Origin of the sequence: Halomonas halocynthiae DSM 14573 (assembly GCF_000425725.1) — a bacterium.
GTDB lineage: Bacteria > Pseudomonadota > Gammaproteobacteria > Pseudomonadales > Halomonadaceae > Halomonas > Halomonas halocynthiae.
In genome coordinates this window covers 55,906-68,286 of sequence record NZ_AUDZ01000014.1, presented here as the reverse complement: position 1 = coordinate 68,286, position 12,381 = coordinate 55,906, and the positions used below count along the sequence as shown (strand labels likewise).

Here is a 12,381-nt window from a genome sequence, read left to right as displayed (position 1 = left end):
GTTTGATGCATGCGTAAACTAATTGTAGTGATGTGCCTAGGTCTGCTGGGCGTGACGGCTCAGTCGGTAATGGCCGCCGAAGTGGCAACTCTCGATTGGCGCAAGGCGTTGATGGACACCAGCGCTGCAAAGCAGTCGACGAATCAGTTTCGTAACCAGACGAGTAGCAGCCAACAGGAAGCGGAAGCGTTAGGCTCAGAACTGGAAAGCATGCAGCAACGTTTTCAGAATGCCCAGCCTAGTGAAGCCGATATTCAGGCATTTCAGCGTAAAGCCCAGCGTTTTGATGAGCTACGTATTGAAATTCTTGAGGCTAGGCAACAAGCAGAAGAGCGTTTCCTGCAAAGTGCTGAAAGTAAGATGAATCAGGCCGTTCAGCAAGTGATCGACCGCCACGGCATCGATGTTTTGGTAGATACAGAAGGGGTGCTTAACAGCAACCAGCAGCTGCCTGATATGACCACTGAAGTGACACAGATCATCGAGTCGCTCAATTAAGCGATAGCTGAGGCGAGGCAGCGGTACCCCATGAAACATGATTCTCCGTGCTTGACGCTGGCAGATGTGGCTGAGCATTTGGGGGCGACCCTGACAGGAAACGGCGAGCGCCGTGTCCGTGGTGTGGCGACGTTGAAAGACGCCGGGCCTGACCAGGTCGCCTTTATGTCTAATCGTGCCTATCTCAGGGATTTAGCCGGCACGCGAGCGGCGGCTGTGTTGCTGCATCCGCAGTATGTTGCGGAGTGCCCCGTTGACTCGCTGGCGCTGGATAACCCCTATCTGGGGTATGCCGACCTTTCCTTGCTGCTGGCACCACAGCTGGCCAATAACGCTCTAGGTATCCATTCTAGCGCTGTAGTGGCGGAAGATGTGCTGTTAGGTGAAGACGTCTGCATTGGAGCTAATGCCGTTGTTGAACGTGGTGCTGAGCTGGGTGACGGTGTCGTTATCGGGCCAGGGTGTGTAGTTGGTGCTGATTGTAAGGTGGGTGCCGGTTCACGGCTTCATGCTAACGCCACGCTTTACCATGGCGTGATTGTGGGGGAGCGAGCCATTCTGCATAGTGGCTGTGTCATTGGGGGGGACGGCTTCGGCTTTGCTCATGACGGAGCAAGGTGGCATAAAATTGCCCAGTTAGGTGGCGTTGTCTTGGGTGATGATGTTGAAGTCGGTAGCTGTTCCAGCATTGATCGTGGTGCGCTGGATGACACCGTGATTGGCAATGACGTGAAAATCGATAGCCAGGTGCAAATTGCTCATAACGTGCAGATTGGTGACCATAGCGCACTGGCTGGATGCGTTGGGATTGCCGGCTCTACGAAGGTCGGTCGGCACTGTATGCTGGGTGGTGGCGTTGGCTTATCTGGTCACCTAACGATTGCGGATGGTGTTCAAGTAACGGGCATGAGCCTTGTGACTAACTCAATCCTTGAGCCGGGTGTGTACTCATCAGGCACTGGTGCGATGAACAATGCTCAGTGGCGGCGTAATGCTGTGCGCTTTAAGCAACTTGATGATATGGCTCGCCGCCTGAAGCGTTTAGAAAAAGAAGTTCACAATACCTGAATAGTATAAAAATCAGGTGTTACTGAAGCTCTGAAACCGGCTAGTAGTCAGTGTCGGTGAACATGTTCTGACAGTAGCGTATAGTGCGTCACGTTAGGCTTTATTATACTTGGCTGCTGGTTTTTGTTTCGAGTGCCAGGTGCTCAGTCATTTGTCGAGGTTGTAACGATGGTAATGGATATCAATGAAATTCGAGAGTACCTGCCGCATCGCTATCCGTTTCTGCTGGTCGATCGGGTAACGGAGCTGACGCTCGGCGAGTCCATCGTAGCCTACAAAAATGTCAGCATTAATGAGCCTTTTTTTAACGGGCATTTTCCACACCACCCCATTATGCCGGGCGTGCTTTTAGTTGAGGCCATGGCTCAGGCGTGTGGCATTCTAGGTTTTAAAACGGTTAACAAGCTGCCTGCTGATGGCTATGTTTATTACTTAGTGGGTAGCGATAACGTGCGTTTTAAGCGCCCAGTGATGCCTGGCGACCGACTTGAGCTGCGTGCAGATGTTATTCGTGAAAAGCGAGGAATCTGGAAGTTTGCCTGTCGTGCCAGTGTCGATGGCGAACTGGCCTGTGAGGCAGAAATTATCTGTGCCGAGAGGAAGGTCGCTTGATCCACCCTACGGCCATAGTAGACCCCAGCGCCCGGCTTGCCGATGATGTAGAAGTGGGTGCTTTTACGGTGATCGGTCCTGGCGTTGAGATAGGTGCTGGGTCGCGGATTCATTCGCATGTGGTGATAAAAGGCCCAACTGTGCTGGGGAAGCGTACGCGGATTTTCCAGTTTGCGTCGGTAGGAGAAGACTGCCAAGACAAAAAGTATGCAGGTGAGCCCACACGCTTAGTGTTGGGTGATGATAACGTCATCCGCGAAGGCGTTACGCTGCATCGAGGTACAGTTCAGGACCGTGGTGAGACGACGATTGGTTCCCGTAATTTGTTCATGGCCTATGTTCATGTTGGGCATGATTGTGTGATCGGTGACGATTGCATCCTGGCGAATCAGGTGACTCTTGCCGGTCACGTTAAACTGGGTAATTTTTCTATTGTTGGCGGATTGTCGGCAATTCATCAGTTTTGTCATTTTGGTGAGTACGCCATGGCTGGTGGCGGCTCAATCATCACCAAGGACACACCTGCGTTTGTGATGATCAATGGCAATCCGGCCCGTACTCATGGCCTGAACCTGGTTGGTCTGCGGCGTCGTGGCTTCAGCAATGAATCAATTCGCGCACTTAGCGAGGCTTATCGGCTGGTTTATCGGCAAGGGTTAACTACCGAGCAGGCCGTCAGCGAAATTCGAGCCCGCTACTCATTGGCTGAAACGGAAGCTTTTCTGGCTTCTATTGAGGCTTCAACGCGCGGCATCATTCGCTGAGGCCGATCATGCGTGTGTATCTGGTGGCAGGCGAGTTATCTGGCGATATCCTCGGCGCTGGTTTGATGCGTGCCATGCTGGCGCGTTACCCAGATGCTGAGTTCCGTGGCATAGGTGGCCCGCGCATGGCGGCTGAAGGCATGAATAGCCTGTACCCACTGGAAACCTTGTCGGTCATGGGGCTGGTTGAAGTCATCAAGCACCTACCGCGGTTAATTGGCGTACGTCGCCACCTGCGACGTGATGCGTTGGCTTGGCAACCCGATATTATGGTTGGCATTGATGCGCCGGATTTTAATCTGGGGCTGGAGCGCCAACTGCGTGACGCCGGCATTACCACCGCCCATTATGTTAGCCCATCGGTATGGGCCTGGCGGCAGGGGCGGGTCAAGGGTATTGCTCGCTCGGTAGATGCCATGCTCACTTTTCTTCCGTTTGAAGCTGCTTTTTATGCGCGTCATCAGGTGCCGGTTGCCTTCGTCGGGCACCCGCTGGCGGATGAGTTGCCGCTGCTTAACGACCGAACCGCGGCTAAGGTTGTGCTGGGGCTTGACGCAGAGACGCCGGTATTGGCACTGCTTCCCGGTTCGCGGGCCAGTGAGGTCCGTTTTTTGGGGCAGACATTTTTTGATGCTGCCGAGAAGCTTTGCCGGGAGCGCGAGACGCTGCAGGTTATTGTGCCAGCAGCCACGCCTGAGCGTCGTGCCCAGCTTAACGGTATGCTCGTTGATCGCCCGATGTTGGCCGAGCGTCTGTTGCTAGTAGATGGCCGCTCCTGGCAGGCTATGGAGGCTGCCGACGTGGTACTGCTGGCTTCGGGTACCGCAGCGCTGGAAGCCATGCTATGTCACCGTTCGATGGTAGTCGCTTATCGCATGGCACCTGCGACCTACTGGCTTGCCCGCCGTTTGGTCAAAACGGAGTGGATATCACTGCCGAACCTGATTGCTCGTGAGTCGTTGGTGCCGGAGCTAATTCAGGAAAAGGCCAGTGCTGACGCGATTGCTGCTGAGCTTGGCCGTCTGCTTGACGACAGCGAAGGGCGCGCAGCATTAGAAAGGCGTTTTGCCACCATGCACGCAGAGCTACGTCGAGATGCGAGTCGGCGTGCCTGTGATGCTATTGACGCCTTGATTGCCGGTAAGTCGCTGCCGCCAAGTGTTCGTGCCGATGCCTTGGTAGAGCAAGCCGAGCCTGGCCAGGAGTCGCGCTCATGAATGAATTAGATTTTCCACCATTGGTAATTGACTACTATGGCAGCTTGCTTGCTGGCGTCGACGAGGTGGGCCGAGGGCCGTTGGTTGGTTCGGTCGTGGCAGCCGCAGTTATTCTTGACCCGCAGCAACCCATCGAGGGGCTGACCGATTCTAAGAAACTCTCACCGAAACGCCGAGAAGCGCTAGCGGCTCAGATTCGTGAGCAGGCGCTGGCGTTTTCTGTTGCGCAGGCCAGCGCTCAGGAAATTGATCAGATCAATATCTATCAAGCGACTCACTTAGCCATGCGGCGTGCCATTGATGGGCTGTCACCGGGTGCTGAATACCTGTTGGTCGATGGCAATAGGCTACCTGGGCATGCTGTTGCGGGGCAGGCTGTGGTCAAGGGTGATCTGCGGCACCCAGCGATCAGCGCCGCTTCGATTCTGGCTAAGGTCGTTCGAGACGCGGACATGCTGGTGTTGGATGAAAAATATCCTGGCTATGGTTTTGCCCGCCATAAAGGTTATCCGACCCGCGAGCATCTGGCGGCACTTGAGCGACTTGGCCCATTGCCGGAACATCGACAGTCTTTCGGGCCAGTGAAGCGCCAACAGAACTTGTTGTAACCACGCGTTTGCTCTTTTGGCGCGGTATTACCCACTATCTGTCTGCATTGAGTGTTCTATGACAACCCCCTTCGTTCATCTGCGCGTTCACAGTGAGTTTTCCTTGGTTGATGGCTTGGTGCGTCTTAAGCCGTTGGTCAAAATGGCACTGACGCACGGGACTCCGGCGCTGGCATTGACTGATGAAACGAATCTTTTTGGGCTGGTTAAGTTCTATCGTGGCTCTCAGTCGGCAGGTCTCAAGCCGGTAATTGGTAGCGATTTGTGGCTGGCCAATGCGTATGACTCGGAGCGGCCGTATCGCATTACTTTGCTGGCGATGAATAACACCGGCTATCGAAACCTTACTGAGCTGATTTCTCGCGGCTGGACAGAAGGTCAGCAAGGGGGTCGTGCGTTGTTGCAGCGCGACTGGGTATTGGCCCAGAGTGAAGGGCTCATTGTGCTGTCTGGTGGGCGCGAAGGTGATGTGGGTCGCCATCTGCTTAGTGACCACAGGGTAGAAGCAGAGGAGCTGCTGGAAAGCTGGAAGGCGGCGTTCCCTGGTCGTTATTACCTAGAGTTGACTCGCACGGGACGGTCACTGGAAGAAGATTGTGTTCACCTGTCGGTGATGCTGGCAGAGCAAACTGCAACGCCAGTGGTGGCGACCAACGATGTGCGCTTCCTTGAGCGTGATGATTACTGGGCGCATGAAACCCGGGTTGCGATTGGTGAGGGCAAAGCGCTGGACGACCCACGCCGCGAACAGCTCTACAGTGAAGAGCAGTACTTCAAGTCGCCACAGGAAATGGCGGAGTTGTTTGCTGATATTCCCGAAGCGATAGAAAACAGCGTGATGATTGCCGCCCGTTGCAATGTCGAGGTGCGGCTGGGTGAGATTTTTTTACCTGACTTCGGGATTCCCGAAGGCATGACGCTGGATGACTACTTCCGCGAGGTGTCGTATCGCGGGCTGACTGAGCGGCTAGATGTCCTGTTTCCTGCTGCCGAGTACCCGAGAGACGGTCAGCAATATGCCGACATAGAAGCACGCTATCACGAACGCCTGGATTTTGAGCTTAATGTCATTATCCAAATGGGGTTTCCCGGTTACTTTCTGATCGTAATGGACTTTATTCAGTGGGCTAAGGACAACCGTGTTCCTGTCGGGCCTGGGCGTGGCTCGGGCGCAGGTTCACTGGTGGCTTATGCCCAAAAAATTACGGATCTTGACCCTATCGGCTATGACCTACTGTTTGAGCGCTTTCTCAACCCTGAACGGGTATCGATGCCTGACTTTGATGTCGATTTTTGCATGGAAAAGCGCGACAGGGTGATTGAGTACGTGGCCACGCGCTACGGACGGGATGCCGTCTCCCAGATTGTTACGTTTGGCACCATGGCTGCTAAAGCGGTCGTGCGCGACGTAGCTAGAGCGCAGGGAAAACCGTATTCACTGGGCGACAAGCTGTCCAAGCTGATTCCTTTCGAGGTTGGCATGACCCTTGCCAAAGCGATCGAGGCTGAGCCGGCACTTAAGGAGTTTGTCGACGACGACGAGGAAGCCGGAGAAATCTGGGAGATGGCGCTCAAGCTTGAGGGCACTACTCGAGGTACTGGAAAACACGCAGGTGGGGTGGTGATTGCCCCAACTCGACTGACTGACTTCGCGCCACTGTTGTGTGATGAAGATGGCTCAGGGCTGGTGGTGCAGTTTGATAAAGATGACATCGAGGAAGCAGGACTGGTCAAGTTTGACTTTCTCGGCCTGCGAACGCTGACAATCATCGACTGGGCGCTTGAAATGGTCGATAAGGTGCGCGCGACGCAGGGTCAGGCACCGCTGAATATTGATGCCATACCGCTGGATGATTCGGCAACGTTTGAGATGTTAAAGAAAGCTGACACGACGGCAGTTTTCCAGCTTGAGTCGCGGGGCATGAAGGAACTGATTAAGCGCCTGCAGCCGGACTCGCTGGACGACATGATTGCCTTGGTGGCGCTGTTTCGCCCTGGTCCGTTGCAGTCGGGGATGGTTGATGACTTTATCAACCGCAAGCATGGCCGCGCTGAAGTCGCTTATCCGCATCCTGAGTATCAGCATGAGTTACTCAAGCCAGTGCTTGAGCCAACTTACGGCATTATTCTGTATCAGGAGCAGGTGATGCAGATTGCCCAGGTGATGGCGGGTTATTCTCTGGGGCAGGCCGACATGCTGCGTCGCGCCATGGGTAAGAAAAAGCCTGAAGAAATGGCTAAGCAACGCGCCGGTTTCATGGAAGGGTGTGCGGCTAACGGCATCACCAGTGAATTGTCAGGCAACCTTTTTGACCTGGTAGAAAAGTTTGCTGGTTACGGCTTTAACAAGTCGCACTCGGCTGCGTATGCCCTAGTCTCGTATCAGACTGCCTGGCTCAAAGCTCACTACCCTGGCCCGTTTATGGCGGCGGTTATGTCCACTGAGATGGACAACCTTGACAAGGTGGTTCCTCTGATTGAGGACTGTCGCCGGCTCAATTTGACGGTAACGCCGCCAGATGTGAACTTGGGCAGCTATAAGTTTACCGTTGATGAGCAAGCGCGGGTGGTCTACGGCTTGGGAGCGATTCGTGGTGTCGGCGAGGGGCCCATTGGTGCCATTGTTGAAGCGCGTGAGGCGGGTGGCCCTTTCAGTGATTTGTTCGACTTTTGTCGTCGTCTCGACCCCAAGCGTATGAACAAACGCACGCTAGAAGCGCTGATTCGCTCTGGCGCTTTGGACAAGTTGGGGCCGAGCCGAGCTGTTCTTGCTGCCGCGACAATCGATGCGCTTAAGGCGGCATCTCAGGCGCAGACCAACCAAAATATCGGCATGGTAGATATGTTTGGTGATGCTTTCGTGGAGCAGGAAGCTGATGATTTGTACGCCCCTTACGCTGATGCGCGTGAGTGGAGTGACAAGCAGCGTTTGTCGGGTGAGAAAGATACGCTGGGGCTGTATCTGACGGGGCATCCCATTGATGAGTATGAGAATGAACTGGCGCGCTTTGTTTCGGCGCGAATCAGCGATCTTAAGCCCTCTCGAGAATCCCAGCGTGTTGCTGGGCTGGTTGTTGGCATGCGCACCATGAAGTCCAAGCGTGGTGATACCATGGCGTTTCTTACGCTTGATGATCGCACCGGACGCATTGAGGCATCATTATTCGGCGAAATGTTTGAAGCCATGCGTGGGCGCCTGGAGGGCGATCAGGTATTGATCGTTGAAGGAGAAGTGTCCAGTGATGACTATTCTGGGGGGTTGCGGCTGCGCGGCAAAGAAGTAACGCCAATGGTAGATGCCCGCGCGCGATTCGGCGAAGCGATAGAAGTCTCACTGAATGGCTGTCAGGCGAATGGCAAGCTGGTTGAGCAGCTGCGTGACAGCCTGATGCCGCACCTGAGCGAGGCGGGGTTGCCTGTGCGGTTACGTTACCGCAACGCTCAGGCGGGCGGCTGGATGCTGCTGGCCAACGACTGGAAAGTGATGCCCGCCGATGAGCTGCTACTGGCGCTGAAAGATGTGCAAGGGCAGGACGGTGTGCGGTTGACGTACCGGTGATAAGTGGCTTAGCAGAAAGCACCTGCCTTGCGCAGGATTTCAAGGGTGCGATAATGCCCGTATTCTATGCGTAGTCGGTCACTATTGGCCGCTTTGACAAGGTTAGCCCATGAACCCTAATTTTCTAGACTTCGAACAGCCCATTGCTGAGCTGCAAGCCAAGATCGAGGAGTTACGCCTTGTCGGGCATGACAGCCAGGTCAACCTGAGCGATGAAATTGTCCGGCTTGAAGGTAAAAGCCGAAAGCTTACTGAGTCTATTTTCAAGGACCTGACACCCTGGCAGGTGTCGCAGCTCTCGCGCCATCCTCAGCGGCCTTATACGCTGGACTATCTCGAGTATCTGTTTACTGATTTTGATGAGCTGCATGGCGACCGGCTTTATGCCGATGATGCTGCTATTGTTGGGGGCGTAGCGCGCCTTGATGATCGCCCGGTAATGGTCATCGGTCATCAGAAAGGTCGTGAAGTTAAAGAAAAAGTACGTCGCAATTTCGGTATGCCACGCCCAGAAGGATATCGTAAGGCTTGCCGTCTGATGGAGATGGCTGAGCGGTTCCGCATGCCAGTATTAACCTTCATCGACACACCTGGCGCGTATCCTGGCATTGGTGCTGAGGAGCGCGGTCAGTCGGAGGCTATTGCTCACAATCTAGCAGTGATGTCGCGTCTCAAGACGCCGATTATTTCTACTGTGATTGGTGAGGGTGGTTCTGGCGGGGCGCTGGCTATCGGTGTATGTGACGAACTGGTGATGTTGCAATACTCAACGTATGCCGTCATTTCGCCAGAGGGTTGCGCGTCTATTCTTTGGAAGAGTGCCGATAAAGCCCCTGAAGCTGCTCAAGCGATGGGCATTACGGCAGAGCGGCTCAAGGAGCTGGGCTTTGTTGATAGCTTGGTGCCAGAGCCGCTGGGTGGTGCTCACCGCAATCCAACGCAGATGGCCGAACACGTCAAGCAGGTGCTGCTGGCGAGCCTGGAGCGTCTTGATGCGCTGGATGAAGAAGGCCTGCTCGAACAGCGCTATAAGCGTCTGATGAGCTATGGCGCCCCCGTATAAAAACACGCCTGCTTTACAGGATCTGATTGACGATGCCCTGGCCCAAACGGCGCCTGGGCGTTGTGTGTGGGTAGCCTTATCGGGTGGGATGGACTCCTCATTGTTGCTGAGCTTGGCGGCTGATGCGTGTCGTCGTGTTCCTCGCCCTTTGTTTGCCCTACATGTTCACCATGGCCTGCAATCTGCTAATGATGACTTTGAACGTCACTGCCGTTGGCTATGCTCGCGGTTAGGTGTGCCTCTGATCGTGGAGCATGTGTGTGTCGACAATGGCCGCGGTGAGGGGGTGGAGGCTGCTGCTCGCCGTGCTCGCTACGACGCTTTTGCACAACATATCGGCTGTGGTGAGACGCTCTGGTTAGCGCAACATCAGAATGATCAGGCTGAGACGTTTTTGTTGGCAGCTTTGCGTGGTAGTGGCGTGGCAGGGTTAGCCTCGATGCCACGGCGCAGAACGTTTTTTGGTATCACGATTGAACGCCCGCTACTTGGTGTGGCCCTCACGCAGTTAGAAGAGGAGGCGCACAAACAGAGGCTTGTGTGGGTTAATGACCCAACCAATAGTGAGCTGCAGTTTGACCGCAACTACGTGCGCCACCGAGTATTAAATGCGTTGGAAGCGCGCTGGCCTCATGCTCAGGCAGCGTTAGCCCGCAGTGCCGGTCTGGTCGGCGAAGCCGCCGGGCTGTTGGATGAACTGGCAGACCATGATTTGATGCAGCTTGGAGGGCAGCCGCAGCAATTGACGGTGAGTGAGTTGCTGCAGCTTTCTGAGCCCCGCCGTCGTCTCCTGATTCGTCGTTGCTTGACGCATCTGGGGCTGGCGCTGCCCCCAGCGCGCCGGCTGGCAACGTTAGATGCTCAGTTGCAGGGACGGACTGATGGGCAAGCTCACGTGAGTTGGCCGGGTGGTGAAGCTCGACTGTGGCGTGGCAAGCTGTTTCTCATGGCACCGCCGCTGGCGCTGGCTGGCGACTGGCAGGTTGAATGGTGTGGGCAGAAAGTGCTGCCCACACCGTTAGGCAATTTGCGGCGTGGCTTGGTGGCCGATAGTGGGCAGGCGGTTAGTTTGCAGGTGTGTGCTCGGCGTGGTGGGGAAGTGCTGCACCTCGCAGAGCGCGGGCGTCGAGGCCTCAAGCGCCTGTTACAAGAACACGGGTTATCTCCTTGGCAGCGTAAGCAATTATTGGTGGTCTGGCATGATAATGCTGTTGTGGCAGTTGGCTTAGTTGATGGTGAGTGGCTATTGGTGGCGCAGGGTTGGTATCAGCCATCTAGCGTGTCTGGTCGCTAACGTCGCACGGGTGAGCATGAATTCTGGTGTTGCTTTGTCGATCTGGCTTGCGTTTGTTCGTGTCCTTGTCTACTATCGAGTCGTTCGCATGTTCCGAATGCTTTCCGATTGCAGCATCAACGTGTGTTGCAGTCACTCCAAGTCGTCAGTATGCCCAATACATAAGCTCTTGACCCCAATCTTCGGCTTTTGCCATAGATTACTGAAAAGCACCTGTCTTCCCCATTGCTTTGTTGACATGCCATCGCATGTTGACCTTATAGCAGCATATCGTCAGGTGGCGAGGGGGCGGCATCCGATTCGGGCACTGAACGCATTCTCCTCGCGGCGATACCGCCTCATTATTTGTCTCTCGTGGCGTAGTACTGCCCGGTTTTCATGAGCAACTTCCGAACAAATCGATGAATCTTACCGAACTCAAGAAAAACTCCGTACCCGAGCTTCTCGACATTGCCCGTGAAATGGGTATCGAAAACCTGGCGCGGTCCCGTAAGCAGGACATCATTTTTGCCATTCTTAAAAAGCACGCCCGTAGCGGTGAGGCCATCTATGGCGATGGTGTTTTAGAGATACTTCAGGATGGTTTTGGCTTTCTGCGTAGTGCAGACAGTTCATACCTGGCTGGGCCTGACGATATTTATGTTTCACCCTCTCAGATCCGGCGCTTTAACCTGCGCAAGGGTGACTCGATTTCCGGAAAGATTCGTCCGCCCAAGGACGGAGAGCGCTACTTTGCGCTGCTCAAAGTTAGCCAGATCAACTTTGAAAAACCGGATAATGCCAAGCACAAAATCCTGTTTGAAAATCTCACGCCACTGTTTCCTCAAGAACGTATGCGTATGGAGATTGGTAGTGGCTCCACGGAAGATTTGACCACGCGTATTATTGATCTTGCTGCGCCGATTGGTAAGGGGCAGCGTGGCTTGATTGTTTCACCGCCCAAGGCGGGTAAAACGCTGATGCTGCAAAGTATTGCGACCTCAATTACGCGTAACAATCCCGAGTGCCATTTGATTGTACTGCTAATCGATGAGCGGCCTGAGGAAGTGACAGAGATGTCGCGTACCGTGCGTGGTGAAGTGGTGGCATCGACCTTCGATGAGCCGCCAGCTCGTCATGTGCAAGTGGCTGAAATGGTGATCGAAAAGGCCAAGCGACTGGTTGAGCACAAAAAGGACGTGGTGATCCTGCTTGACTCCATCACGCGTCTGGCGCGCGCTTACAATACCGTGGTGCCGTCGTCTGGTAAGGTGCTGACCGGCGGTGTTGATGCTCATGCACTGGAAAAGCCCAAGCGCTTTTTTGGTGCGGCGCGTAACATTGAAGAAGGCGGCAGCCTGACCATTATCGCCACTGCGCTGGTCGACACGGGTTCGAAGATGGATGAGGTGATCTTTGAAGAGTTTAAGGGCACGGGCAACATGGAAGCGCACCTGGACCGCAAACTGGCCGAGCGCCGAGTGTATCCGGCGATGAATATTCGCCGTTCCGGTACGCGCCGTGAAGACTTGATTGCGTCTGAAGAAGAAATGCAGCGCATGTGGATTCTGCGTAAATTGCTTAATCCTATGGAAGACACGGCGGCCACGGAATTCCTGATTGATCGCTTGAAAGATACCAAGACGAATCTGGAGTTTTTCGAGGCCATGAAGCGGCGCTAAAAAGCAGTGGGTAACCTACTGCGCAGCCACCATGAGG

The 12,381-nt window shown here is 54.7% G+C and carries 10 protein-coding genes; all 10 read left to right on the top strand.

Annotated elements, in window-relative coordinates:
* The first annotated feature begins 9 nt into the window (after nt 1-9).
* Nucleotides 10-498 (top strand): OmpH/Skp family outer membrane protein, encoded by a 489-nt coding sequence (locus tag H616_RS0102240; protein ID WP_027965894.1) that lies wholly within the window; start codon nt 10-12, stop codon nt 496-498.
* Nucleotides 499-528: 30 nt separating this feature from the next.
* Nucleotides 529-1,566: a UDP-3-O-(3-hydroxymyristoyl)glucosamine N-acyltransferase gene (gene lpxD, locus H616_RS0102235; protein WP_027965893.1), complete on the top strand. Its 1,038-nt coding sequence runs from the start codon at nt 529-531 to the stop codon at nt 1,564-1,566.
* 168 nt (nt 1,567-1,734) lie between these two features.
* Entirely contained in the window at nt 1,735-2,178 is a 444-nt protein-coding gene (gene fabZ, locus H616_RS0102230; protein WP_027965892.1) for a 3-hydroxyacyl-ACP dehydratase FabZ, read from the top strand.
* A complete protein-coding gene (lpxA, locus tag H616_RS0102225) occupies nt 2,175-2,942 on the top strand; it encodes an acyl-ACP--UDP-N-acetylglucosamine O-acyltransferase (RefSeq protein ID WP_027965891.1) in 768 nt (255 codons plus the stop codon). The genes fabZ and lpxA overlap by 4 nt, the downstream gene beginning before the upstream one ends.
* An 8-nt stretch (nt 2,943-2,950) precedes the next feature.
* Nucleotides 2,951-4,159 carry a lipid-A-disaccharide synthase gene (lpxB, locus tag H616_RS0102220; protein WP_027965890.1) on the top strand — a complete coding sequence of 403 codons (1,209 nt, stop codon included), beginning with the start codon at nt 2,951-2,953 and terminating at the stop codon, nt 4,157-4,159.
* Nucleotides 4,156-4,767, top strand: coding sequence for a ribonuclease HII (gene rnhB / locus H616_RS0102215; protein WP_027965889.1), 612 nt, complete (start codon nt 4,156-4,158; stop codon nt 4,765-4,767). The genes lpxB and rnhB overlap by 4 nt, the downstream gene beginning before the upstream one ends.
* Before the next feature lie 58 nt (nt 4,768-4,825).
* The gene (gene dnaE, locus H616_RS0102210; protein ID WP_027965888.1) at nt 4,826-8,326 is read left to right on the top strand and encodes a DNA polymerase III subunit alpha; all 3,501 of its coding nucleotides are present in this window, start codon (nt 4,826-4,828) and stop codon (nt 8,324-8,326) included.
* A 109-nt stretch (nt 8,327-8,435) separates the two neighbouring features.
* Entirely contained in the window at nt 8,436-9,389 is a 954-nt protein-coding gene (gene accA, locus H616_RS0102205; RefSeq protein ID WP_027965887.1) for an acetyl-CoA carboxylase carboxyl transferase subunit alpha, read from the top strand.
* Nucleotides 9,373-10,683 carry a tRNA lysidine(34) synthetase TilS gene (tilS, locus tag H616_RS0102200; protein ID WP_027965886.1) on the top strand — a complete coding sequence of 437 codons (1,311 nt, stop codon included), beginning with the start codon at nt 9,373-9,375 and terminating at the stop codon, nt 10,681-10,683. Before accA ends, tilS begins: the two co-directional genes overlap by 17 nt.
* 401 nt (nt 10,684-11,084) lie before the next feature.
* Nucleotides 11,085-12,344, top strand: a complete 1,260-nt coding sequence (rho, locus tag H616_RS0102195; RefSeq protein WP_027965885.1) for a transcription termination factor Rho — start codon at nt 11,085-11,087, stop codon at nt 12,342-12,344.
* Nucleotides 12,345-12,381: the final 37 nt, after the last annotated feature.

Bases quoted from the DNA above. Each gene is read 5' to 3' on its own strand.
- H616_RS0102240 (WP_027965894.1), top strand. From the start codon at position 10: ATGCGTAAACTAATTGTAGTGATGTGCCTAGGTCTGCTGGGCGTGACG.
- lpxD (WP_027965893.1), top strand. From the start codon at position 529: ATGAAACATGATTCTCCGTGCTTGACGCTGGCAGATGTGGCTGAGCAT.
- fabZ (WP_027965892.1), top strand. From the start codon at position 1,735: ATGGTAATGGATATCAATGAAATTCGAGAGTACCTGCCGCATCGCTAT.
- lpxB (WP_027965890.1), top strand. From the start codon at position 2,951: ATGCGTGTGTATCTGGTGGCAGGCGAGTTATCTGGCGATATCCTCGGC.
- rnhB (WP_027965889.1), top strand. From the start codon at position 4,156: ATGAATGAATTAGATTTTCCACCATTGGTAATTGACTACTATGGCAGC.
- dnaE (WP_027965888.1), top strand. From the start codon at position 4,826: ATGACAACCCCCTTCGTTCATCTGCGCGTTCACAGTGAGTTTTCCTTG.
- accA (WP_027965887.1), top strand. From the start codon at position 8,436: ATGAACCCTAATTTTCTAGACTTCGAACAGCCCATTGCTGAGCTGCAA.
- tilS (WP_027965886.1), top strand. From the start codon at position 9,373: ATGGCGCCCCCGTATAAAAACACGCCTGCTTTACAGGATCTGATTGAC.
- rho (WP_027965885.1), top strand. From the start codon at position 11,085: ATGAATCTTACCGAACTCAAGAAAAACTCCGTACCCGAGCTTCTCGAC.